Origin of the sequence: Thermus sediminis, assembly GCF_003426945.1 — a bacterium.
Taxonomy (GTDB): Bacteria; Deinococcota; Deinococci; order Deinococcales; family Thermaceae; genus Thermus; species Thermus sediminis.
The window spans coordinates 19,915-43,956 of record NZ_QURO01000004.1; the positions used below are offsets into that span (position 1 = coordinate 19,915).

Genomic DNA, 24,042 nt, shown 5'->3' on the forward strand with positions numbered 1-24,042 from the left:
ATGCTGGAGGGGCATTGGAGAAGATCTTCGGGAGGACGGAAGGGCTCAAGAAGAGCGAGCTGAAGAGGCTTTCCAACCTTTACCGGCGGCGCGCGCCCAAGGAGCGGGTCCTGACCCCCGAGCTGGCCCAGGCCCTGGCTGCCCTCACGGAGGAGGTGGGGCGGCCCCTCGCCCTCCTCCTGGACCGGGAGGGCCGGGTGGTGCGGGTGGGGGTGGGGGACGCCAAGGACCTCCCCATTCCCGAGGGGCCTAGGGGGGAGAGGCGGCTTTCCGGATACCGCCTCCTCCACACCCACCTCTCCCCGGGAGGGCTTTCCCGGCCCGACCTCTCCGTCCTCTTCCTCCACCGCCTGGACAGCCTGGCGGCCCTCGAGGTGGAAGGGGGGCGGCCCGCCACCCTGCACCTCGCCTTCCTCTCCCCCCCGAGGGCGGGGGAGGACTGGCGCATCCTGCCCCCCAGGCCCTACTTCCAGTACCTGGAGCTGGACCTCCTGGCCGAGGTGGAGGCTCTGGAGGAGGAGATGGCCCGCCAGGCCCGGGTGCGGGAGCTCTCCGATGGGAGCGGTGAGCGGGCCATCCTGGTGGGGGTGGACCTGGGGGAGGGTCCCGAGGCGGAGGCGGGGCTGGAGGAGCTCGCCGAGCTCACCCGCACCGCGGGGGGCGTGCCGGTGAGGAAGGTCCTGGTCTTCCGCCAGAGCCTGGACCCCAGGTACCTGGTGGGCCTCGGCAAGCTGGAGGAGCTAAAGAGCCTGGCCTACCACGAGAACGCCTCCACCCTTATCTTCAGCCTGGAGCTTTCCCCCACCCAGGCCCGGGAGATGGAGCGGGCCACGGGGCTCAAGGTCCTGGACCGGACCCAGCTCATCCTGGACATCTTCGCCCTCCACGCCAAGACCCCCGAGGCCCAGGCCCAGGTGGAGCTGGCCCAGCTCAAGTACCTCCTCCCCCGGCTCGTGGGCAGGGGGAGGGAGATGAGCCGCCTGGGGGGTGGGATCGGCACCCGTGGCCCGGGGGAGACCAAGCTGGAGGTGGACCGGAGAAGGCTTCTAGAGAGGATCACCCACCTCTCCCGGAAGCTCGCCGAGTACGCCCACCGCCGGGAGGAGGCCAGGCGGCAGAGGAAGCGGAAGGGCATCCCCCTCATCGCCGTGGTGGGCTACACCAACGCCGGCAAGACCACCCTCCTCGCTGCCCTGGCCCGGGGCGGGGAGCCCGGGGAGGACCGGCTCTTCGCCACCCTGCGCCCCCTCACCCGGCGGGGCTTCCTCCCTGGGGTGGGCGAGGTCCTCTTCACGGATACCGTGGGCTTTATCCGGAGGATGCCCGAGGAGCTCCTCACCGCCTTTAGGGCCACCCTCGAGGAGGTGCGGGAGGCCGACCTCTTGGTCCACGTCCTGGACGCTTCCCAGGAGGGGGCCTTGGAGCGGTACCGGGTGGTGGAGGACCTTCTCAAGGAGCTTGGGGTGGAAGCCCCTAGGGTCCTGGCCCTCAGCAAGGCGGACCGGGCGGCCCCCTACGACCTCTTCTACCTCAGGGAGCGGCTTGGCGGGGTGGCGGTCTCCGCCCTAAAGGGCACCGGGCTAAAGGAGCTCAGGGAGTCCTTGGCGGAGGCCCTCCTGAAGGCGGGCGTGCGCCCCCAGGCCTGGGCTCAGTACACGTAGAAGCCCCTTAGACCCGTCGCCTCGGCCCACTGGACCTCCACCGCTTCCACCCGGGCCAGGCGGGGGCCCTGCTTCAGGTGGTGGAGGAAGGCCTCCAGGTCCTCCTTGGGGCCTTCCGCCACCACCTCCACCCGGCCGTCGGGGAGGTTTTCCGCGTAGCCGGATAGCCCAAGCTCCAGGGCCTTCCGCTGGGCGAAGGCCCGGTAACCCACCCCCTGCACCCTGCCCCTGACCAAGGCCACCAGGCGCGGCATAAGGGCATTTTAGCCCCTTTGCCATGCCCCTTTCATCTCCCCTCCCTATGCTGAGAGGGATGCGGCGGGGGCTCCTTCTCCTCCTCCTTTTGGGCCTCTTCCTCCTGGCCCTGGCCTGGCCGCCCCTCCTCAAGGGGGCGGTGGAGCGGGCCCTGCCCCTTTTGGGCCTCCAGGGGCGGGTGGAGGGGATTTCGGGCCACCTCCTCTTCGGCCTCCGCCTCAAGGGGGTGGCCCTGGAGGCGGAGGGCCTGGAGCTTTGGGCGGAGGAGGTGGGCCTGGCCTACGACCTCCTGGGCCTCCTAAGGCGGGAGCTTCCCCTCTCCCTCACCCTCAAGGGGGCCCGGGTGCGGCCCACCTGGGAGGCCCTCCTGCCCCAGGAGCCGGGGCCGCCCCCCGCCTTTCGGGTGGTCTTCCGCTCCCTGAGGCTGGAGGGGGTGGAGGTGGAGCTCCGGCAGGGGGAGCGCCTCTTCCTCCCTCCCCTCCGCCTAAGCCTCTTCGGGGAGAACCCCTACCGCTTCCTGGCCCGCCTCCCCGGGGGGAGTTTCCAGGGGGAGGCCAGGGCCCTCGCCCCAGACCTCGCCGCCTGGGACGTGGCCTTCAGGGGGGAGGTGGGGGGGCTTGCCTTTTTCTACGAGGGGCTGAGGGGGGGAAGGGTGGAGGGGGTCTTCCGCCTGCGGCCCTCGGGGATGGAGGGGGAGGCCCGGTTGAGGGCGGGCGTGGTGGACCTGGTGGGCTTCCGCCTCACCGGGGTGGAGGGGGAGCTTAGCCTGGAAGGGGACCAGGTGGAGGCCCGGCTCAGGGGGGTGGGCCTCGAGGGGCCCCTCTCGGCCACGGCCCAGGTGGACCTGAGGGGGGAGCGGTACCGCTTCGCGGTGGAGGGCCGCCCCAGGCTCCCGGCCCTGGCCCGGCACTACGGCCTTGCCCTGCCTTTGGAAGGGGACGGGCGGCTTTTCCTGGAGGGGGAGGGGTGGGAGGCGGTGAGGGTCCGGGGCCGCTTTGAGGGGGAGGGGAGGCTCCTTGGGGAGCCCTTCCGCCACAGGGGGAGGCTCGCCTTTGACCAGGTCTTCCGCCTGGAGACCCAGGCGGAGGGCAGACTCTTTGACCGGGAGTACGCCCTGGGCTTCTCCCTGCAGGGGCCGGAATACCGGGGGAGCTACCGGGATACCCTGGGAAGCCGCCTCCGGCTGGAGGGGGAGGGGGACCGGCTTCGGGTCCAGGGGGAGGCCGCCTGGCCCAGGCCCTTGGAGGGTCTGGCGGAGGTGGCCCTCCGGTGGGAGGGAGGGGGGTGGCGGCTCGCCGCCAGGAGCCCGGGGGTGCGCCTCCCCCTCTTTCCCCCGTTGGACCTCTCGGGGGAGGCCCAGGGGGAGGGGGAGCGGGTGGCGGGGCGGTTTGGCCCCTTGCGGCTTTCCGGCACCTGGGGCGACCTGGCCCTCTCCCTGGACCCTACGCCCTTGGCGGTGGGAAGCCTGGAGGGAAGGGGGAGGCTCCTTGGGGGAAGGCTCAGCGCCCACCTCCTCTACGACTCCCCTTATGCCCGCTTCCCCGTGGGCCTGCGCCAGGAGGCCTGGGGCCTCTCCTTCCGAAGCCCCTACGGGGAGGGGTGGTACCGGGGTGGGGCCTTGGCCCTTAGGCTCACGGGGCTCCCCATCCGCGCCCTGGACGAGATGCGCCTGACGGGGGAGGCCCGCTACCGGGAGGGCGGGCTTTCCGGGAGGCTTTTCCTGCGGGGGCGGTACCTGGAGGTGCAGGGGGACCTGAGGCGGCTGGGGGCGGACCTCAGGGGCAGGCTCACCACCCCCTTGGGGGAAGTGCCCCTCCTGGGGCGCTACGACCCGGAGCCGGGCCTCCTCCTGGAGGGAGGGGGCCTGCGCCTAACCTACAGGGAGGACCTCCGCCTCTTCGGCCAGGGGGAGCTCGGCGGGGTGGGCCTCGAGGCCGACCTGTCCTACCGCGGGGGCTTCTCCGGGTGGGCCGCCTTCACCACCCCCTACGGGGTGGCGGGGAGGCTTTTGGGGGCTGGGGAGCGCCTCCTCCTGGAGCTTTCGGGGTACGCGGAGGGGCGGGGGGAGGTCTACCCCGAGGTGCGCCTCCAGGGCAGGCTCCTTCCCCCCCTGCCCCCGGGGTTGGAGGTCCCGCCCCTGGCCTTCCGCCTGGGCCGGGAGGGGTTGGAGGTCCCCGGGGTAGGGGAGGTGGCCTTCCGCGAGGGCTTCCCCTTCCGCCTTGCCCTCCCCTTCCGCTACCTGGGGCTGGAGGGGCAGCTTTGGGCCCAGGGGGACCTGGAGGGGGGGCGCCTCCGCCTGGCCACGCCCTACGGGGAGATGGTCGGGGAGGGGCCCTGGCGGGGCCTCAGGGCGGTGGGGGGAGGGGAGGTGCCCTACCTGGGGGCCTGGACCCTGGAGGGGAGGGCGGACCTCCTCGCCCTGGCCTACCGGGGGGAGGTGGGGCTCCCCAAGGGGGACCTGCGCCTGGCCTTTTCGGGGAGAGGGGGCTCCTTGCGCCTTTTGGGCCGGGCCCCGGGCCTCAGGGTCCTCGGGGGGTACGAGGGGGGGCTGGCCCTCCTCCTCCAGGCCGAGGGGTACGACCTCGCCCCCTTCGGCCTCCCGGCCCGGGCCCATGGCGCCTGGGGGCACAGGGGAGGGCGGCTGAGGCTTTCTAGCCCCTACGGGGAGGCCCTCCTCCTGGGGGAGGCGCCCCTCTCAGCCCGGGTGCGGTTCTCCAGCCCCTACCTCCGGGGGGAGGGGGAGGTGTCCCCCGAGGGGGCCTCCTTGCGCCTCCGGGGGAGCTACCGCCAGGGCGGGGTGGAGGTCTGGGCCAGGGGGGAGGGGGGCGGGCCCTGGGGGGCCCTGCGCCTCCAGGTGGCGGGGGAGGCTAGGGCGCCCTACCTGGACCCCCTTCCCTTCCGAGGGGAGGTGTGGGTGGAGGGGGGTGTCCGTTACCGCGTGGAGGGGCCGCTCTTCCTAGAGGGGGAGGGGTTGGCCTACCGGGGCCGGGCGGACCTGCCCTTCGCCCTCCTGGGCCGGGTGGGGCGGGTTTCCGGGGTTTTCCAGGGGGAGGGCCTGAGGCTGGAGGGGGAGGGGGAGGGGGTCTGGGCGGGGCTTCCCTTCGACTGGCGCGGGGCCTACGGGGAGGAGCCCTCCCTCCTCCTCCGCTTTTCCGGCGGGGAGGCGGTCTTGGAGGGGGGGGAGGTGGGCCTTTCCCTGGAGGAGGTGGCCCCCCTGGCCGAGGCCTTGGGGGTGGCCCTCTCGGGGAGCCTTTCGGCCCGGCTGGGCCTCTCCGGGGAGGGGGAGGGCGAGGGGCTTCTCCGCTACGGGGGGGAGGCCCTGGCCGTGGGCTACCGGGCCACGGAGGTGCGCCTCTTCCTGCCCGGGCGGGGCCTGGGCCTCGCCTGGGACTGGCGGGCGGGAAGGCTAAGCGGCCTGGGGGAGGTTTCGGGAGAGGGCGAGCTCCGCCTCGGGGGGGGCCTCGAGGGGGAGGCCCGGGGGGCCTTCCGCTACCGGGGGGTGGAGGTGGCCTTCGGGGGGCCCCTTTCCGCCCTGGGGGTCCAGGCTCGCTACCGGGACGAGGTCCTGGGGGAGAGCTGGCTTGAGGGCGTGGTGGACCTGCCTGCCCTCGAGGGGGAGGGGGAGGTGGGGCACGCCTCGGCCTACGCCCAAGGGGAGGGGCGCTTCCGGTGGCAGGGGAGCCGCTACCAGGCGGAAGGTCACCTCAGGGGCCTCCGCTACCTGGTCCAGGAGGGGCCCTTCCGCCTCCAGGGGGAGGGGCTTTGGGCGGAGGCGGTCTGGGAGGCTCCCCTGGCCCTTTCCGCCCGGTACGAGGGGGATCTTGTCCTCTGGGCCAGGGGCCAGGCGGAGGTGGAGGGCTTTCGGGTGGAGGCCGACCTGGGCTACGCGCCCGAGGGGTACAGGGGGGGCCTCAGGGCCAGGGGGCGGGGCCTGGAGGTGGAGGCCCGGGGGGAGGGCCCCCTGGGCTTCCGGGTCCTGGGGGAGGGGCTTCGCGCCGAGGGGGAGGTGGTGGGCCTTGGGGTTTCCGGGGTGGCCCGGTACGGGAGGGCCCTGGGCCAGGCCCGTTTGGAGGCGGAGGGGCGGTTTTCTGGGGAGCTTCCCCGGCTTGCCCTCGAGGGGGAAGGGGCCCTCGTGGGCGAGGGGAAGCGGCTGGGCTTCGCCTTCCGGTACGGGGGTGTGGGCTTTGACCCGAAGGCCCTGGTCCTCTGGGGGGAAGGGGAAGGGTACCGCCTGACCCTCAGGGAGGGGCGGCTTTCCCTGCGGCTGGACCAGGACCTCGAGCCCTTTGGTCTTCCCGTGCGGCTCCGGGCCTCGGGGGAAGGCCCTTGGGAGGACCCCTTGGACGTGGTCCTGGAGAGGCCCGAGGGGCGGCTTTCCGGGAGGGTCTGGCCCTGGCCCCCCAGGGCGGAGCTCGCGGGGGAGGTCCTGGGGGAAAGGGTGGAGGCCCTATACCAGGAGGGCCTCATCCTCCGCTTCCTGGGACCCCGCCTCCAGGGGGAGGCCCGCTACGGGGAGGGGCTTGCGGGGACGCTGGCCTTCCGCTATCCCCTCCCCGAGGGCGGGCTTCTGGGGGAGGTAGACCTGGGAGCAAGGGCCCTCCGCCTCGCCGGGGAGGGGGCTTGGCAGGGGGCGTGGACGGGGAGCCTCTGCCTGCCCGCCCCCCTGGGGGACTGCCCCGGCCTCGGGCTTTCCCTGGAAGGGAAGCTAAGCTACCGGGACTACGCCTTCTCTGGCCGCTACGCTTACCAGGCTGAGACGGGCTACCTGGGAGAGATCCAAGGGGATGGGACCCTGGGCACCCCCTACGGGGGGGTGCGCCTCCTGGGCCGGGGGCTGGGCCTGGACCTCTTGGGGGAGGACCTCCCCCTCCGGGGGCGGCTTGACCTCCTCCCCCCGACCCTCACCTACCGCTACGAGGGGCCCCTCCCCCGGGGCCTGGGGGAGCTTCGGGCCTGGGGGAGCTACCCGGGGGAGTGGCTTTCCGGCACCTACCGCTATGGGGAGGTGGCCCTGGCCCTGGAGGGCCTTCCCGGCTTCCGGGTGGCCCTCTCTGGGGAGGGCGTATCCGGGGAGGTGGGGCCGGAGGGGGTGGCCCTGGCCCTCTCCGGCTTCCGCCTCGGGCCCCTCGTCCTCTCGGGCCAGGCCGAGGGGCCCCTCTCCGGGGCGGCCCTGGACCTTTCCCTCGCTGCCTTCGGGCGGGAGGCGCGGGCGGTGGGGCGGCTGGGGGCGGGGGGGCTTGCCCTGGCCTTTTCTGGGGACCTCGAGGGCCAGGTCTCCTGGGAGAGGGCCTGGGCGGGGCGGCTGGCCTTCCGGGAGGGGTGGGTGGAGGTCCTGGGAGAGGGGGTCCCCGAGCTTAGGGGCGAGGTCTTGGGGGAGGGGGTGGCCCTGCGCTGGCCCCGGTTGGAGATGGGGGGGCTTTCCTTGGACCTCCTTTCCCGGGAGGCGCAGGGGGAGGCCCGGCTTCCCTGGGGCCTGGCGGCCCGGGGCGAGGGGAGGGTCCTCCTCCTCGGCTACCGGGTTCCGGCCCTGGGCCTGCCCCTGGAGGGAAGGCTGGACCTGGCGGACTTGGCCTTGGAGCTCGCGAGCCCAGAAGGGGAAGGGGCCTTGCGCTACGGGGGAGGGGAGGTCTCCGGGCGGTTTGCCCTGGACCTTGGGGGCTTCCTCCTGGTCCTCGAGGGGGCGGGGGACCGGGTGCGGATAAGGGGGGAGCACCCCGCCTACCCCTGGTGGCCCGCGGGGGAGGGGAGGCTGGAGGGGGAGGTGGACCTGGGTGGGGCCTACCGCCTCGGCTACCGGGCGGGGCCCCAGACCTTAACCCTCACGGGGAGGCTCCTGGAGGCCGCCCTCAGGGCGGAGGGGCCTTACCTCGCCGGGGAGCTCGCCCATCCGCCCAAGGGGGAGCTCCGGGTGGACCTCCCCCTCCCTCCCCTGGAAAGCCGCTTCGGGGGCCGCCTCTACGGCGAGGGGTACCGGGTGGAGGGGGTCCTTGCGGGCGGGGTGGGTCGGATCGGGGTCCGGGGGCGGCTCCTCCCCCTGGAGGGGGAACTCACGCTGGAGGAGACGGCCCTCGAGGACTTCCTCGCCCGCTATGCCCCCTACCTGCAGGGGCGGGTCTCGGGGAGGGTCCTGGTCCAGGAGGCCAGGGCCCAAGGAGAGGTGGCGGGCTTCGTGGAGGTTGCCGGCACGCGGCTTCCCCTGGGCCTCAAGGCCCGCCTGGCCCCCGGAGGGGCGGAGGGGGAGGGCCAGATCGGGGAAAGCCCCTTCGCCTTCGCCCTGCTCGGGGACAGGCTGGACCTCTCGGCCTCCCCCCGGGCCTTTCCCCTCCACCTCCTCCTCTCGGCGGTGGCGGGCCCCCTGGAGGGGGAGGCCTACTGGACGGGGGCGGTCCGCCTCCGCCTGCCCCTCGCCGACCCCAGGCGGGGGGAGGGGGTCTTGGTGGGGGAGAGCCTGGTCTTCCGGGGGGGCGGGGATGAGCTTCGGGGCCGGGCCGCCTTCCGCTACGGGGGGGAGACCCTCTACGTGGACCACCTGCGCCTCTCCGGGAGGGGCCTTTGGGAGGGCGGAGGGTACTGGAGCCCCAGGGGGAGCGACCTCTACCTGAACCTGAAGGACACCGCCTTTACCCCCGTCCTCCAGGTCATCCCTGCCCTCAGGCCCTACCGGCCAGAGGCCTCGGGAACCCTGGCCCTCCGCCTCACGGAAGGGGGTTTCCAGGTGGCCCTGGAGGAGTTCCGCTTCCGCTTGGGGCCGGTAGCAGGGTACCTGCCCAAGGGTCTCCTCTCCCTGAACGGTGGGGCCCAGGCCGAGGGGGAGCTCACCCTAACCGCCCCCTTCCCGGGGCGGGGGAGGCTAGGGCTTGGGGGGACCCTCGAGGCCTTCCAGGTGAGCGCCCGGGGGGCCGTCTCCCTGCCCGGCCTCAGGGAGGATACCCCCGCGGAGCTCACCTTCCGCTACCCCAACTACGGTGTGGAGATCCGCCTGGGGGAGGCGGAAGCCCAGGGGACCCTTTTTCCCCTGCGCCTTGCGGGCTATGGGCGCCTTCCCCTCTACTACCCCCAGTACTACCTGCAGGAGGGGCTTCTGGACATCAAAAGCTTCTTCCTCTACGAGGAGAGGGGAACCTACCACCTCACGGGGAACGCCGAGGTCTTAAGGGCCCGCCTGGCCATCCCCGAGGCCAGCCAGCGCCAGCTTTCCACAGAAGGGGTGGAGGTGGCGGAAAGGCCCGCCCCCATCCCCTTGGTCTTTGACGGGGTGCGCCTGTATGCGGAAAGGGGCGTCTTGGTTCAGGAGAGCCTGGCCCAGGGGGAGCTTAGGGGGGAGGTCTACCTGGGGGGCACCTATGGGGACCCCTTCCTCACCGGGACGGTGGAGGCCCTTTGGGGGAGCTTCCGGCTTTGGGACTCCCTCTTCACCCTGGACCCGGCGGCAAGCCGCCTCCGCTTCGCCCCCGATCGGGGCATCCTGCCGGAGCTCGCCCTCAAGGCCCAGGCGGAAACCCGGGGGTACAGGGTCTCCCTGGAGGCCAGCGGGGAGTTCGTGCGGGAAGGGGGCCGGGTGAAGGTGCGCCTGGAGCCGCGCTTCGCCTCGGAACCCCCCCTCTCCGAGCCCGAGATCTACGCCCTCCTCACCCTGGGCACCCCCGACGTGGCCCGGATTGGGGAGACCCTGCCCCAGGCCGCCCTGGGGGCCGCCCTGGAGAGCCTGGTCCTGGGCCAGCTGGAGCGGGAGCTGGCCAAGGCCTTGGGCCTGGACCGCTTCCAGGTGCAGGTACCCCTCTTCGGGGGCGGGGAGCTGGAGGATATCCGCTTCTCCATCGGCAAGTACCTGAGCCCGGAGCTCTTCTTGGGCTACAGGGTGGACCTGCGGGGGGAGCAGACCCTTTCCGCCCAGTACCGCCGGGACGGGCTCACCTTCTCCTTGGGCTCCACCTTCCAGTTCGGCAACGGCCGCCTCGCCCGCCTGGACTTCGCCTTGGGCTACGACCTCACCCCAAGCCTCGGCCTCTCCCTGGGCCTCGAGGCCGCCGACACCGTGCGCTTCAGCGTGGGGGCCCTCTACCGATGGTAGGATGCCCCCGTATGCGCGCTTTGGCCAAGCTTGCCCCCGAGGAAGGCCTGACCCTGGTGGAGCGCCCCCTCCCCGAGCCCGGCCCCGGGGAGGTCCTGGTGCGGGTGGAGGCCGTGAGCATCTGCGGCACCGACCTGCACATCTGGCGTTGGGACGCCTGGGCCAGGGGCAGGGTCCGCCCGCCCCTCATCACCGGGCACGAGTTCAGCGGGGTGGTGGAGGCCGTGGGCCCTGGGGTGAAGCGGCCGAGGGTGGGGGACCCCGTGAGCCTGGAAAGCCACGTGGTCTGCCACACCTGCCCCGCCTGCCGCACGGGCAACCACCACGTCTGCCTGAACACGGAGATCCTGGGGGTGGACCGGGACGGGGGGTTTGCCGAGTACGTCGTGGTGCCCGCGGAGAACGCCTGGGTGAACCCCAAGGACCTCCCCTTTGAGGTGGCGGCCATCCTGGAGCCCTTTGGCAACGCGGTGCACACCGTCTACGCCGGAAGCGGGGTCTCGGGGCGGAGCGTCCTCATCACCGGGGCGGGGCCCATCGGCCTCATGGCGGCCATGGTGGCCCGCGCGAGCGGGGCCGGGCCCATCCTGGTCTCCGACCCCAACCCCTACCGCCTGGCCTTCGCCAGGCCCTACGCCGACCGCCTGGTGAACCCCCTGGAGGAGGACCTCCCGGAGGTGGTGAGGGAGGTCACGGGGAGTGGGGTGGAGGTCCTCCTGGAGTTTTCCGGGAACGAGAGCGCCATTCACCAGGGCCTGAAGAGCCTCATCCCCGGGGGGGAGGCGAGGGTCCTCGGCATTCCCTCGGACCCCATCCGCTTTGACCTGGCGGGGGAGCTGGTCATGCGGGGGGTCACCGCCTACGGCATCGCCGGGCGGAGGCTTTGGCAGACCTGGATGCAGGGCACGGCCCTGGTCTACTCGGGCCGGGTGGACCTAGGGCCCCTCATCACCCACCGCCTGCCCCTGAGCCGCTACCGGGAGGCCTTCCATCTCCTCGCCTCGGGGCAGGGGGTGAAGGTGGTCCTGGACCCCAGGGCCTGAACCTGCCCCCGGGGTCGGGTGTGTGCCCCGGAACAGGCCCGCTCCCCCCTCCTTCTGGTAGCCTGGCCCTGGAGGAGGTGCGCGTGGACAGGAGACGGTTTCTTGGGGCCCTCGTGGGGCTCGCCTTGGCCCGGGGCCAAGGGCCAAGGGTGGAGGAGGTGGTGGGGGGCCTCGAGGTCCCCTGGGCCCTGGCCTTCCTGCCCGAGGGGGGGATCCTCATCTCGGAGAGGCCGGGGCGGATCAGGCTTTTCCGGGCGGGGCGGCTTGCCACGTACGCGGAGCTTCCCGTCTACGCCCGGGGGGAGTCGGGGCTTCTGGGCCTCGCCCTCCATCCCCGGTTTCCCCAGGAGCCCTACCTCTACGCCTACCGCACCGTGGAGGAGGGGGGCCTCAGGAACCAGGTGGTGCGCCTCCGCCACCTGGGGGACCGGGGGGTCCTGGAGGAGGTGATCCTGGACGGGATCCCCGCCAGGCCCCACGGCCTCCACTCGGGAGGGCGCATCGCCTTCGGCCCCGACGGGATGCTCTACGTGACCACGGGGGAGGTCTACGAGCGGGAGCTGGCCCAGGACCTCTCCTCCTTGGGGGGGAAGATCCTCCGCATCACCCCGGAGGGCAGGCCCGCCCCAGGAAACCCCTTCCTCGGCCGCCAGGGGGCACGGCCCGAGGTCTACTCCTACGGCCACCGCAACCCCCAGGGCCTGGCCTGGCACCCCGTGACGGGGGAGCTCTTCATAAGCGAGCACGGGCCCAGCGGGGAACAGGGTTTCGGCCACGACGAGGTGAACCTCATCGTCCCTGGGGGAAACTACGGCTGGCCCCGCGTGGTGGGCCGGGGGAACGACCCCCGGTACCTGGATCCTCTCCACCTCTGGCCCCAGGGCTTTCCCCCGGGCAACCTGGCCTTCTTCCGGGGCGGCCTCTACGTGGCGGGGCTGAGGGGGGAGGCCCTCCTGCGCCTGGAGCTGGAGGGGGGCCGGGGCAACTGGCGGGTTTCCCGGGTGGAGACCGCCCTCTCCGGTTTTGGCCGCCTCCGCGAGGCGAGGCTGGGGCCGGACGGGGCCCTTTACGTGACCACCTCCAACCGGGACGGGCGGGGAAGGGTGCGGCCCGGGGACGACAGGGTGCTCCGCCTGGTTTAAGCTTTTGCCGTGGAGCGGCTTCTGCCCTTCCGCTTTGACGAGGGGGAGGGGGTCTTCTGGCTCCTGGACCAGAGGCGCCTCCCCCAGGAGGAGGCCTTCCTCCCCGTGCGCACCGCCGGGGAGATGGCCAAGGCCATCCGGGAGATGGTGGTGCGGGGGGCGCCGGCCATCGGGGTTTCCGCCGCCTTCGGCATGGTCCTGGCCCACCTAAGGGGGGAGGAACCGGAGGAGGCGGACCGCCTCCTAAGGGGAAGCCGGCCCACGGCGGTGAACCTCTTCCACGCCCTGGACCGGATGCGCCCCTACTGGGGAGACCTGGAGGGGAGCCTCCGGGAGGCCAGGGCCCTCTGGCGGGAGGTGGAGGAGACGGAAAGGGCGATTAGCCTCCACGGGGCGAGGGTCCTCAGGGGCCAGGTCCTCACCCACTGCAACACCGGCCCCCTGGCCACCGGGGGGTACGGCACGGCCCTCGGGGCCATCCTCGAGGCCCACCGCCAGGGGCGGGTCCGCCACGTGTGGGTGGGCGAGACCCGGCCCTACCTGCAAGGGGCCAGGCTCACCGCCTTTGAACTCCAAAGGGCGGGCGTTCCCGCCACCCTCATTACCGATAGCATGGCGGGCTTCCTCATGGGAAGGGGCCAAGTGGAGGCGGTCATCGTGGGCGTGGACCGCATGGCCCTAAACGGGGACTTCGCCAACAAGATCGGCACCTACGCCCTGGCCGTTCTCGCCCACCACCACGGCATCCCCTTCTACGCCGCCTTGCCCCTTTCCTCCGTGGACCCCAGGCTGGAGACGGGTGAGGGCATCCCCGTAGAGGAGCGCCCAGGAGAGGAGGTTACCCACCTCCGGGGCCTTCCCGTAGCCCCTCCCGGTTTTCCCGCCTACCACCCCGCCTTTGACCTGACCCCCCACCGCTTTCTCACGGGAATCATTACGGAGAAGGGGGTCCTCTACCCCCCCTTTGACGAGGCCCTCAGGGATGCTCTGGGGCCTTCTTGAGGAGCTCCTGGGCCACGCCTGCCCGGGGTGCGGGGGGAGGCTAGATGTCCTCCTCCTTTGCGCCTCCTGCCGCGCCGAGCTCCGGGCCTTTGCCCGGGGGGAGACGGTCTACCTGGGGCCCTACGGCCGCTGGGGCGGCGTGGTGCGGGCCCTGAAGTACGGGAGGCGCTTCGGCCTCGCCCCCCTCCTGGCCCGCCCCCTGGCGGAGGGGGTCCTGGCCCAGGGGTGGGCCCTGGGCGGGGTGGCGGCGGTCCCCACCCTCCTCCCCCGCCTCCTCCTCCGGGGGTACAACCCTCCGGAGCTCCTGGCCCGGGAGGTGGCCCGCCTCCTGGGCCTTCCCTACCGGCGGGTCCTGAGGCGGGTGCGCTACGCCCCAGGCCAGCCCCTCCGGGGCCGGGGAAGGGGGCGGCTTCCCGGGGACCTCTTCGCCCCCCTGGGGAGGGTGGAGGGGGCCTGGCTCCTGGTGGACGATGTCCTCACCAGCGGGGCCACCTTCCTTAGGGCCAAGGAGGCTCTCCTCCGGGCCGGGGCCTCGAGGGTCCATGGGGCCTTCATCGCCGTTAAGGACCCAGGGGCTTTGGGGCCTTACCGCTAGACCTGAAGGCGGCGGAGGAGGACCGCCACCTCCCCCGAAGGCCTCTCCCCTAGCTCCTCCCAAAGCCGGCGCTCATAGGCCCTAAGAAGCTTCAGGGCGCGGGCCCGCTGGCCCCGAAACAGGCACCCGTTCACCAGGGGGAGGAGGGCCTCCTCGTCCAGGGGGTCTAGCTCTAGAAGGCGCTCCAGGTACCGGGCCTCGCCCGCTTCCAGGAAAAGGGCCCGCACCCGGTGGTAAAGCTCCTCCCGCTTCCGGTCCAGAAGGGGGAGGTCCAGGCTGGGGAAGAGGGGCTCCTGGTAGAGGGCGAGGGCCCTTTGGGCGTCCTTCTCCTCCAGGGCGGCCTCCAGGGCCTGGAGATCGCTTTCCACCCGGCAAAGGCCCTCCTCCCTCAGGTAGGTGGGGACCCCCCAGGGCTCCAGGGCCTTGCGCAGGCGGGAGAGCCAAACGGAGAGGTTGTTCAGGGCCGCCCCTTCGGGCACCTCGGGCCAGAGGAGGAAGGCGATCTCTTCCCGGGGGACCCCTAGGAGGAGGAGGGCGAAGACCTCGCGCGCCTTGCCCGAAAGGGCCACCTTCCCCAAGGGGCCCAGCACCCGGAATTGGCCCAGGACCTCAGCCTTTAGGGGGGGCACCTCAGAAAGGCGCAGGGCCACCGCCTCCTTCCAGCCGCTCCTAAGGACCTCTTCCAGAGGGTAGGCCCGGGCCAGCTCGGGGCGGTCCCTGGGGAGGAGGCCCAAGGGGATGAGGCCCGCAAGGAGGCGGGGGCCCTCTTGGGTGAGGCCGAGGATGGCCTCCAAGTCTTCCCTTCCCCTAAGAATCCGGTAGCGGGCGGCGTGCCAGTAGAGCCTTTCCTCCCGCTCCCTGGGGTAGGGGGGAAGCAGGCCGGGGTCCTTTTGGAGCTCCGCCCGGGCCAGAGCGGGGAAGAGGCCCTCCGCGCCTTCCAGTACGCGGGCGTCGCCCCTAAGCAGGGCCAAGAGGGCTAGCCCCCGGCCCACGAGGTAGGGGTTTTCCCAAAGCTTCGCCCGGGCCACCAGGGCCTTTACCCCCTCCTCATCCCCCCTTAGGTGGGCGAGGAGCATCCCCGCCTCGAGGCTAGCCAGGGGGTGGCCCTTGGCCTCCTGGGCCTCCTTCAGATAGGCCTCGGCCCGGGCCCTTTCCCCCAGGAGGAGGTGGAGCCGCCCCAGGTCGCGGAGGTGGCCCGCGTGGTTGACGGGGGTATAGCGGAGGCTCAGGGGGATGGCCTCCTCTATGGCCTGGATCCAGCCCATGAGGTCCCCCTGAAGCTCAAAGCGGAGGAGGGCCAGGTTGGTGAGGGGGGCGATGCGGAAGGGGCTTTCCAGGGGTAGGCGCCTCAGGGCCTCCTCCAGCATCCCAAGGGCCTCTTCCAGCTTCCCCTCCTCCCAGGGGACGCGGGCGGCGTCGTTGAGGAAGCGGCCGGCAAGCTCCGGGGGAACCTGATCCAAAAGCCCCATCCCCTTCTCCAGGTGGGCCCGGGCCCTCCCCAGGTCCTGGCCCAGGAGGGGGTCGGCCAGGTAGTAGGCCAGGTGGCCGGAGGCGGTGAGGGCGACCCCGGGGTCTTGGGATTCCGCCAGGGGTTTTAAGAGGGCGAGGCCTTCCCGTTTCCCGCACTGGAGGAGGGCCTCCCCCAGGCGGAGCCGGGCTCGGGGGCCCCCCCGTTCCAGGAGGTCCCTCCAGGCGGTGAGGGCCTCGGGGAGGAGGTTGAGCTGGATGGGCCTTTCCAAAAGGCTTAGGAGCCTCTCGTGGAGCCCCGAGGCGTGGTAGGCCTGGGCGAGGAGCTCTGGGGGAAGCCGGCCCTCCGCCTCCTGCACGGCCCTTTGCACCTCGGACCCCAGGCTCCCCCGGGCCACCTCCTGGAGGAGGGGGTGGAGGGCGTAGCCCTGGGGCAGGCCGCGGAGAAGGCCCTTGGCGAAGAGTTCCTCCGTGGCAGGGGTGGCGGCCTCCCTGGGCAGGTAGGGTAGGGCGGCGAGGAGGAGGCCCTCCCGAAACGCCTCGGGGCTTAGGCTCTCCCTTAGCCCCTGGATGAGGGCCTTCGCCTCGGGGGGCTTTCCGGTGAGGGCGGCGAGGAAGAGGGGGAGGGGCCAGCCCCCGGTGGCCCTGTGGGCCGCCTCGGCCCCGGGCCTTTCCCCGAAGAGGGCCCTGGCCTCCTCCAGGGTGAAGGCCAGTTCCTCTGGGCCCAGGCGGACCAGCCTGCCCTCGGCGAGGAGCTTGGGGAGCTCGGGGTAGGGGAGGGGGGTGCGGCTCGCCAGGACCAGGAGGGCGGGGAGGGTGCGGAGGAGGGGGCTCAGGTCCTCATCCCCCTCCAGGTCCTCCAAAACCACCAGGGTAGGCTCCTCCTTGAGGGCCTCCACCACCACCCCCCAAGGAGCCCTCTCGGGAAGGGCCAGAGCCTTGGCCAGGAGGCCTCTAGGCTCTCCCAGTTTGGCGCTAGCCCAGAGGGTCCTGAGGTCCAGCCTAGCGGCCAGCTGCCCCGCCAGGACGCTCTTGCCGAAGCCCGCGGGGGCCTCGAGGAGGACCGCGAACCCGGGCTCTTCCGGCAGGAGGGAAAGCAGCCTTTCCCTCTCCAGGTAGACCGGGCTTTGCCAGCGGGGGACCACCTCGCCCCTATCTTAGAGGGGAGGCAGGTTTTGCCGCAAGCCGCCCTCCGGGCCACATTCGCCCCGTGGCTAGGGGTTAGACTGCCCTTCCAAGGAGGAGGTATGAGGAAGCTACGCCGCCTCTCCGACCTCCTTCCCCTCATCAGGGAAGGCCGCTACCGCCTGGGGCCCCACGCCGTCAAGCACATGCTCCAGGAGGGGTTCACCGAGCTAGACGTCCTTAAGGCCCTGGAGTGGGGGCGGGAACTTGCCATCTACCCGAAGGAAGGGCGGATGCTGGTCCTGGGGTACATGGTCTTCCCCCCCAGGCTCAGGCTCCCCCTCCACGTGGTCCTGGACTACACCCCGCCGCGGCAGGTGGACATCGTCACCGCCTTCATCCCCAAGGAGCCCTACAGGGTCTACTCCCGGGCCCGCCTGGCCGCCCTTCTCCGCCACGACCGGGCCCTCGAGGAGGTGCGCTGGACGGGCCCCTTGAGCCTCTACCCTGCCTGGGAGTAGCACCCCGGGCAGCGGCCGTAGACCGTCACCTCGTGGGCCTCCGCTTGGAAACCTGGAGGCAGGGTGCCCTCCACCGCCAAGTTGCAGCCCCAAAGCTCGTAGACCTGGCCGCAGGTGCGGCAGAGGAAGTGGTGGTGGTGGGCCTGCCCCGCCCGCTCGTACCTAAGGGGTTCCCCGGGAAGGGCCACGGGGGTGAGAAACCCTTCTTCCACGAGGCCCTTCAGGGTACGGTAGACCGTGGCCAGGCCCAGGGAGGGCACCCTCCTTCGGGCCAGGTCCAGCACCTCCTGGGGCGAAAGGGGCCGATTGGTTTCCAGGAAGGTTTCCCGTATGGCCCGCCGCTGCCTCGTGGAGCGCTCCATGCCTAGAGGATACCAAGTTGAGAAGCAATTTTCATCCTGGTGGGGTAGAGTGGCCCCATGCGGGTGTTCTTCCCCCTGTTCCTTTGGCTCCTTCCCGCCTTGGCCCAGGAGGGGTACGTGACGGGGCGCATCCTCGCCCTAGAGTGGGAGAGGGGGGTGGCCCAGGTCATGGTCCAAGGTGAGCTGCGGGAGGCCATCCTGCCCACGGACCAGGAGGATTACCGGCCGGGCATGCGGGTCGTCCTCTACCAGGAGGGGGGACGGCTTTACGTGACCGAACCCGACCGGATGCCCTGGCTTCTGGGGCTCTTTTTCCTCTTCGCCCTCTTCGCCATCCTGTTGGGCCAGGGCAAGGGTCTGCGGGGGCTTCTCGGCACCCTTTTTAGCCTCCTCGTCGTGGTCTACTTCATCGTGCCCCAGGTGGCCTCCGGGGGGAACCCCCTCCTCCACGCCCTCTTGGGGAGCCTGGGGGTGCTCCTCCTCACCATCTACCTGGTGCACGGGGTCAACCGCAAGACCACTGCCGCCCTCCTGGGCACCCTGCTTTCCGTGGTGTTCGTCCTTCTCCTGAGCCTCTTCTTCGTCCAGGTCATGGGCTTCACCGGCCTGGCCTCGGACGAGGCCTTCCTCCTCAGGCAGTGGGGCGGGGTGGACCTGCTCTCCCTCTTCCTGGCGGGGGTGGTGGTGGGGGCCCTGGGAGCCCTCACCGACGTGACCGTGACCCAGGCGGCCGTGGTCCAGGCCCTGGCCCACGCCAACCCCCGCTTCGGCCTAAAGGAGCTCTACCACAGGGGCATGGAGGTGGGCTACGACCACATCGGCAGCCTGGTGAACACCCTGGTCCTGGCCTACGCCGCGGGCTCCTTGCCCCTCTTCCTCCTCCTCACCAAAGACCCCACCCCCTTGCGCTTCCTCCTCAACACCGAGCCCTTCGCCGCCGAGATCGTCGCCATGGTCTTGGGTTCCTTGGGGCTCCTCCTGGCCGTTCCCCTCACCACCTTGGTGGCCGCCTGGGCCTTTCGCGGGGGCAGGGGCGGGCCTCCGGACCACCACCACCCCCACTAGAATGGGGGCGTGCGCCTATTGCACACCGCGGACTGGCATTTGGGAAAGGTGTTGAAGGGCGTGGACCGGACCCCGGAGATCGGGGAGGCCCTAAAAGCCCTCCTGGAGATCGTCAAGGGGGAGCGGGTGGACCTGGTCCTGGTCTCGGGGGACCTCTTTGACCGCCCCCAGGTTTCCGCCGAGGCCGAGGCCTACGCCGTGGAGTTTTTCCTCCGCCTTCGGGAGCTCGGGGTCCCCGCCCTGGTCATCGCCGGGAACCACGACCCCAAGGAGCGCCTGGAGGCCCTCTCCCCCCTCTTCGCCCTGGCGGGGGCCGAGGTGCGGGGGAGGCTCCTCTTCCGGGAGGAAGGGGGCGTGGTGGAGGTGGGGGGGCTCAGGGCGGCCCTCCTCCCCTTCGTGTCCGAGAGGGCCCTGGTGAAGCGGCTTTTTCAGGAGGCGGAGGACCGCCACCGCACCTACGCCGAGGCCATGCGCCGGGTCCTGGCCAACCTGGAAAGCCCCTTGATGCTGGCTCACATCGCCCTCGAGGGGGTGAGGCCCGGGGGCGGGGAGTTCTACTTTCACCTCTCGGGAAGCTACGCCGTGCCCCCTTCGGCCCTGCCCCTCTCCGCCCGGTACCTGGCCTTGGGCCACGTCCACCGCCAGCAGCAGGCCTCCGAGGCCCCCCTGGCCTGGTACCCGGGGAGCCTCGTCCAGCTGGACTTCGGGGAGGGGGAGGAGGCGGAGCGGGGGGCCCTTCTCGTGGAGCTTCCCCCCGCGGGGCCCCCCAGGGTCCACCCCATCCGGGAGCGCTGGGGCAAGCCCCTAAAGACCTTTCGCCTGAGGCCCGAGGAGCTGGACGGGAGGCTTTGGGAGATGGAGCGCTTCCCCGGCTACCTGCGCCTGGTGGTGGAGGGGAGGCTTTCCCCTAGGGAGAAGGAGCGCTTCTACCAGGCCCTGCCCCACCTCTTGGCCATAGAGGGCAGGGGGGAGGGCCTAGAGCCCGCGGGTGGGCAGGGGCCGGAGCTCGGCTTTGCGGAGGCCTACGCCCGGTACCTGGAGGAGCGGGGCAGGAAGGAGGAGGCCCTCCTCGCCCGCTTCGCCCAGGTGCTGGAGGAGGTGGAGCTTGAGGCCCTTGAGGCTGGAGCTTGAGGGGTTCGGCCCCTACCGGGAAAGGCAGGGGGTGGACTTCTCCGACGTGGAGCTCTTCGCCATCACCGGCCCCACGGGAAGCGGGAAGAGCACTCTTCTGGACGCCATGGCCTTCGCCCTCTACGGCCTCGTGCCCCGGGTGGGGAGGAACGTCAAGGAGCTGGTCCACCCCGGGGTGGGGGAGGCCCGGGTCCGCCTCACCTTCCAGGTGGGAGGCCGCCTCTACCGGGTGGATAGGGTGCGGGGGAAGAGGAGCGAGGGAAGGCTTTTTGACCTCACGGAAGGGGAGAGGCTTATCCCCTTGGAGACCTTGGACCGCCTCAACGAGGCCATTGAGGAGATTCTGGGCCTCTCTTACGAGGCCTTTACCCGGGCCCTCCTCCTCCCCCAGGGGGAGTTTGACCGCTTCCTCAAGGGGGAGGCCAGGGAGAGGCGGGACCTCCTTCTGGACCTCTTCGGCCTCAGGCGCCTGGACAGGGCCCGGGAGAAGGCGGCGGAGGCCAGGGCCCGCCTCCTGGAGGATAGGGGCCGCTTGGAGGGGGAGCTTTCCGCCCTGGCTGAGGCCACGCCCGAGGCCTTGGCCGACCACGAGGAGAGGCTTGCCGCCCTAAGGGAGGAGCTTGCCCGGCTGGAGGGGGAGGTGTCCCGCCTCGAGGCCAGGAGGAAGGAGGCCGAGGAGGCCCTGGAGGGCCTCCGCAGGAAGGCCCTTTTGCAGGCGAGGCAGGCGAGGCTTCTCGCGGAGGCCCAGGAGGTGGAGGAGATCCGCCGCCGCCTGGCCCTGGGCGAGGAGGCGGAGAGGGCCCTCCCCCTCTGGGAGGACCTGAGGCGGAAGGGGGAGGCTCTTGCCGCCACCCAGGCCCGCCTGCGGGAGGCCGAGGGCCGCCTCAAGGGGCTGGAGGAGGCCCTGAGGGCCCTCGCCTTTGACCCCGAGGCCCTGAAGCGGGCCCGGAAGGCCCTCCTGGAGGTCCAGGAGCTGAAGGCCCTCGAGGCCCTCTTCCGCCGGGTGGGCTTGGAGGACCACCCTGCTCCCCGCTTCGCCCCCGAGCGGCTGGAGGAGGTCCTGGCCGAGGAGGCGGAGGTGGAAGGAACCCTCCAAGCCCTCCTTCGCCTCAAGGAGCGGGAGAAGACGCTTGGGGAGGCCAGGGAAAGGCTTTCTGGCCTGGAAAAGGAGGGCCGGGCCCAGCGGGAGGAGGTGGATAGGCTCAGGCGCCTCCTGGAAGGGGCCCTGGCCCACCGCCTCCTGGAGGAGAAGGCTCGCCTGGAGGCGGAGCTCGCCCAGGTGCAGGAGGAGGAGGCCTTGGCCCAAGGCGAACTCCAGGCCACGGAGGCCAGGCTGGGCCTCCTCGCCTACCACCCCCTCCTCAAGGTGGGGGAGGCCTGCCCCCTTTGCGGGGGCGTGGTCCACGCCCTGCCCGAGCGCCCCTCCTCCGACGATCTGGAGGCCAGGAAGGAAGAACTTGGTGGAAGGGTCAAGGAGCTTGTGGAGAGGCGGGCCTCCCTCCTGGCGGGGCTAAAGGCCCTGGAGGAAAGGCTAGGGGCCCTCGAGGCCGAGCCCGTCCCCGGAGACCCCGAGGCCCTGGAGCGGGCCCTCAAGGAGGGAGAGGAGGCCTTGGGGAGTCTTAGGGAGGCCTTTTTAGAGCTTCGGGGGCAGGTCCAGGCCCTGGAGAGGGAGGTGGCGGCCCTGAGAAGGGAGGCCGGGGAGGCCCGGCTTGAGGACGTGGCGGGCCGCCTCAACCGCCTGCGGGAGGAGAAGGCCGCCCTGAGCGCCGGGCTCTACCGCCACCTCCAGGAAAGGACCGGGGGCTTAGGGGTGGCCCCTTACCTCAGGAACTTGGAGGAGGAGGTCAGGGTCCTGGAGGCCAAGGAAAAGGAGGAGCGGCGGCTTCGGCAGGAGCTGGAAGGGCTTTACCGCGAGGTCTTCGCTTTGAAGGCCCGGGAATCGGAGCAGGCCAAGGCCCTCCAGGAGGCCAAGGCGCGGGTGGAGGGCCTCCTGCCCGAGGAGGAGGCCCGGGCCCACGCCCTCGCCCCCGAGGCCAGGCGGGCCCTGGAGGGGAGGCTTCGCCGCCACGAGGAGGAGGTGAGGGAGGTGGAGGCCCTCCTCAGGGCCCTCCCTCCCCTTCCCCCCCTCACCCTCCTCGAGGCCGAGGCCCAGGCCAAGGAGGTGCGGAAGGCCCTGGAGGAGGCGCAAGGCCGCCTCAGGGCTTTGGGGGAGGAGGGGGCCGTTCTGGAGACCAGGGTGAGGGAGCTCCGAGAGGCCCTGAGGCGCCGCCGGGAGCTGGAGGCCAGGCTGGCCGAGGCCGTGCGGGAGGCGGCCCTCTGGGAGAAGCTCGCCCTGGACCTGAAGCAGGACCGGTTTCCCGCCTACCTCCTGGGCCTGAGGCAGAGGAGCCTGGTGGAGCGCGCCGACGAGCTCCTCCACACCCTCTCCGGGGGGCGGTACCGCTTCCGGGCCAAGGGGGACGAGTACGGGGTCTTGGACCTCTGGACCGAGGCCGAACGCCCGGTGAAGACGCTATCTGGAGGGGAGAGCTTCCTGGCGAGCCTCTCCCTGGCCCTGGCCCTCTCCGAGGAGCTTTCCCGGGGGCGGCTGGGGGCCCTTTTCCTGGACGAGGGCTTCGGCACCCTGGACCCGGAGGCCCTGGAAGGGGTGGCTGGGGTCCTCGAGGCCCTCCCCACCCGGGGGCGGCTCGTGGGCATCGTGACCCACGTGGAGGCCTTGGCAGAGCGGCTTCCCGCCCGCCTCCTCGTCCGCAAGCACCCCCTAGGGAGCCGGGTGGAATGGGCCTAAAGGGGGCCCCGGGCGGGAGCGCTGGGGGCTGGGCCGATTTCTTGACCAAGTGCAAGAATCTTTTGTAGAATGCCCCCGGAGGTGAAAGGATGAAGCGGCTTATCGCCCTGATGGCGGTGCTGGCCCTGGCCTTGGCCCAGGGCCTTCCGCCCTTTTGGCAGGCGGTGGAGGTGCCGGGCGGGGTCTGCTCCGACGGCTCCCCCTACCGCTTTTTCGTGAGCCCGGGAGACCCCAAGAGGGTGATCCTGGACTTCCAGGGGGGTGGGGCCTGCTGGGACGCGGCCACCTGCGGGCCCGGGAGCCAGACCTACCGCAGGCGGGTGGACGCCCAGGAGCTCCTCCTGGCCCAGGGGATCTACAACCGCGCGAGCGTGGCCAACCCCTTCTTCGGCTGGACCCACGTCTTCGTGCCCTACTGCACGGGGGACCTGCACGTGGGCCAGGCCACGGTGGACTACGGGGGCTTCCGGGTGCACCACCAGGGGGCCAGGAACGCCCTGGCGGCCTTGGAGTACCTCTTCAGGAACCATCCCCAGGCGGAGCGGATCTTCGTCACCGGGTGCAGCGCCGGGGCCTACGGGGCCATTTTCTGGGCGGACAAGGTCCTCTCCACCTACAAAAACGCCCAGATCGCCGTCTGCGGGGACGCCGGGGTGGGCGTGGCCACGGAGGACTTCCCCGGCTACGCCCGCTGGAACCCCCGCCTCCCCCAACTCCCGGGGCTTTCCGATAGGCCCAGCGTCTCCGAGATCTACCTGGCCCTGGCCAGGGCCTACCCCAAGGCGGCCTTCGCCCAGTACACCACCCTTTTGGACGGCACCCAGATCTTCTTCTACGCCCTCATGAGGGGGGAGAGGTCCCCCTCTGAGGCTACGGCCCGGGAGTGGGCCATAGAGTCCCAGAGGGCGGTCCTCGCCCCGGCCCAGGCGGAGAACTACACCTTCTACCTGGCCCCGGGAGGCCAGCACTGCATCCTGCCAAGGCCCGAGCTCTACACCCTGAGGGTGGGGGAGGTGGGCTTCCTGGACTGGCTCAGGGCCCTGGCCGAGGGGAAGGTGCCCCCCAGGGTGCGCCCTTGAGGCCGAAGGCGGCGAACCAGGCCTTCAGGTCCGGGTAGAGCTCTAGAAGGAGGCGGTGGCCTTTCCTGCGGTCCAGGGGGGCCGCCGCCAGAAAGCCCTTCAGGAGGCGGTCCCTGTCCTTTTCCAGGACTTCCGCCGCCTTCAGGGTGAAGTGGGCCTGGAACCAGAGGGCGCTTTCCAGGTTGCCCCGCCGCCTTTCGTAGGCGGAAAGGCTCCTTTTCTCGGGAGAAAGGCGCGAGAGGTAGCGGCTCCAGGCCAGGAGTTCCTGGAAAAGCTCGGGTCTTTCCCCCCTTAGCCCCAGGAGGAAGAGGTAGTTGGCCACGAACTCGTCCAACCACCTGGCCCTCGTGCGGAGCCCCCAGGCCACCTGGAGGGCGTGGGCGTACTCGTGCCCCAGGTTGAGGTCTAAAAAGGCGGGGATCTCCCCCAGGGGCGGGCCCAGGGGGAGGAGGACCCCCCTCAGGCGGTGGAGGAGCCTCTCCGGGTAGGTGAGGGGGGCGTAGAGGGCCAGGCCCTCGAGCCCCGTGTGCTGAAAGGGGAGGCCGTAGGGGTAGGGGAGCTGGGCCCGCCACTCCTTCTCCGAAAGGACGAAAAGCCGCACCCGAGGGAGGGGGGCGTAGGGAGCGTAGGCGGGGGCGAGGGAGAGGAGGTAGCCCTGGAGGGCCTTGGCCCTCAGGGCCCCCCCAGGGGAGAAGAGGGCGGGGAGGAGGGGGTGGGGCAGGACCTGGATCACGG

15 protein-coding genes are annotated in these 24,042 nt (G+C 71.6%); 11 read left to right on the plus strand and 4 right to left on the minus strand.

Features of this window, described 5'->3' with window-relative positions; translation table 11 throughout:
- Positions 1–14 precede the first annotated feature (14 nt).
- Positions 15–1,661 carry a GTPase HflX gene (gene hflX / locus ATI37_RS00865; protein ID WP_117236690.1) on the plus strand — a complete coding sequence of 549 codons (1,647 nt, stop codon included), beginning with the start codon at positions 15–17 and terminating at the stop codon, positions 1,659–1,661.
- Here the strand turns inward: hflX and ATI37_RS00870 are convergent.
- Positions 1,649–1,915 carry an acylphosphatase gene (locus ATI37_RS00870; RefSeq protein WP_117236691.1) on the minus strand — a complete coding sequence of 89 codons (267 nt, stop codon included), beginning with the start codon at positions 1,913–1,915 and terminating at the stop codon, positions 1,649–1,651. The genes hflX and ATI37_RS00870 overlap by 13 nt on opposite strands.
- A gap of 59 nt (positions 1,916–1,974) precedes the next feature.
- Between ATI37_RS00870 and ATI37_RS00875 the strand changes: the two genes are divergently transcribed.
- The 5 genes from ATI37_RS00875 to ATI37_RS00895 all read left to right on the plus strand — a co-directional run bounded on the left by ATI37_RS00875 (position 1,975) and on the right by ATI37_RS00895 (position 13,769).
- Positions 1,975–9,987, plus strand: coding sequence for a translocation/assembly module TamB domain-containing protein (locus ATI37_RS00875; RefSeq protein ID WP_117236692.1), 8,013 nt, complete (start codon positions 1,975–1,977; stop codon positions 9,985–9,987).
- 11 nt (positions 9,988–9,998) lie between these two features.
- The gene (gene tdh, locus ATI37_RS00880; RefSeq protein ID WP_117236693.1) at positions 9,999–11,030 is read left to right on the plus strand and encodes an L-threonine 3-dehydrogenase; all 1,032 of its coding nucleotides are present in this window, start codon (positions 9,999–10,001) and stop codon (positions 11,028–11,030) included.
- An 83-nt stretch (positions 11,031–11,113) separates the two neighbouring features.
- On the plus strand, positions 11,114–12,172 hold the full coding sequence (locus ATI37_RS00885) for a PQQ-dependent sugar dehydrogenase (RefSeq protein ID WP_117236694.1): 1,059 nt from the start codon (positions 11,114–11,116) through the stop codon (positions 12,170–12,172).
- Between the two features lie 9 nt (positions 12,173–12,181).
- Complete coding sequence (gene mtnA, locus ATI37_RS00890; RefSeq protein ID WP_117236695.1) at positions 12,182–13,174, plus strand: S-methyl-5-thioribose-1-phosphate isomerase; 993 nt, start codon at positions 12,182–12,184, stop codon at positions 13,172–13,174.
- Complete coding sequence (locus ATI37_RS00895) at positions 13,155–13,769, plus strand: ComF family protein (RefSeq protein WP_117236696.1); 615 nt, start codon at positions 13,155–13,157, stop codon at positions 13,767–13,769. Before mtnA ends, ATI37_RS00895 begins: the two co-directional genes overlap by 20 nt.
- Here ATI37_RS00895 and ATI37_RS00900 read toward each other — a convergent pair.
- Positions 13,766–16,381, minus strand: coding sequence for an AfsR/SARP family transcriptional regulator (locus tag ATI37_RS00900; RefSeq protein ID WP_117236697.1), 2,616 nt, complete (start codon positions 16,379–16,381; stop codon positions 13,766–13,768). The genes ATI37_RS00895 and ATI37_RS00900 overlap by 4 nt on opposite strands.
- A gap of 102 nt (positions 16,382–16,483) precedes the next feature.
- Between ATI37_RS00900 and ATI37_RS00905 the strand changes: the two genes are divergently transcribed.
- Positions 16,484–16,882 carry a DUF4258 domain-containing protein gene (locus ATI37_RS00905; RefSeq protein WP_117236698.1) on the plus strand — a complete coding sequence of 133 codons (399 nt, stop codon included), beginning with the start codon at positions 16,484–16,486 and terminating at the stop codon, positions 16,880–16,882.
- Here ATI37_RS00905 and ATI37_RS00910 read toward each other — a convergent pair.
- Complete coding sequence (locus ATI37_RS00910) at positions 16,864–17,244, minus strand: zinc uptake transcriptional regulator (protein WP_117236699.1); 381 nt, start codon at positions 17,242–17,244, stop codon at positions 16,864–16,866. The two genes, ATI37_RS00905 and ATI37_RS00910, sit on opposite strands and share 19 nt — an antisense overlap.
- 57 nt (positions 17,245–17,301) lie before the next feature.
- On the opposite strand from ATI37_RS00910, the gene ATI37_RS00915 reads away from it, so the two are divergent.
- The 4 genes from ATI37_RS00915 to ATI37_RS00930 all read left to right on the plus strand — a co-directional run bounded on the left by ATI37_RS00915 (position 17,302) and on the right by ATI37_RS00930 (position 23,307).
- Positions 17,302–18,309, plus strand: a complete 1,008-nt coding sequence (locus ATI37_RS00915) for a YibE/F family protein (RefSeq protein WP_117236700.1) — start codon at positions 17,302–17,304, stop codon at positions 18,307–18,309.
- A 9-nt stretch (positions 18,310–18,318) separates the two neighbouring features.
- Positions 18,319–19,440, plus strand: coding sequence for a metallophosphoesterase family protein (locus ATI37_RS00920; RefSeq protein WP_117236701.1), 1,122 nt, complete (start codon positions 18,319–18,321; stop codon positions 19,438–19,440).
- Complete coding sequence (locus ATI37_RS00925; RefSeq protein ID WP_117236702.1) at positions 19,415–22,228, plus strand: AAA family ATPase; 2,814 nt, start codon at positions 19,415–19,417, stop codon at positions 22,226–22,228. Before ATI37_RS00920 ends, ATI37_RS00925 begins: the two co-directional genes overlap by 26 nt.
- An 89-nt stretch (positions 22,229–22,317) precedes the next feature.
- The gene (locus ATI37_RS00930; protein WP_117236703.1) at positions 22,318–23,307 is read left to right on the plus strand and encodes a pectin acetylesterase-family hydrolase; all 990 of its coding nucleotides are present in this window, start codon (positions 22,318–22,320) and stop codon (positions 23,305–23,307) included.
- Here ATI37_RS00930 and ATI37_RS00935 read toward each other — a convergent pair.
- On the minus strand, positions 23,261–24,037 hold the full coding sequence (locus ATI37_RS00935; protein ID WP_117238460.1) for a hypothetical protein: 777 nt from the start codon (positions 24,035–24,037) through the stop codon (positions 23,261–23,263). The two genes, ATI37_RS00930 and ATI37_RS00935, sit on opposite strands and share 47 nt — an antisense overlap.
- Positions 24,038–24,042 lie beyond the last annotated feature (5 nt).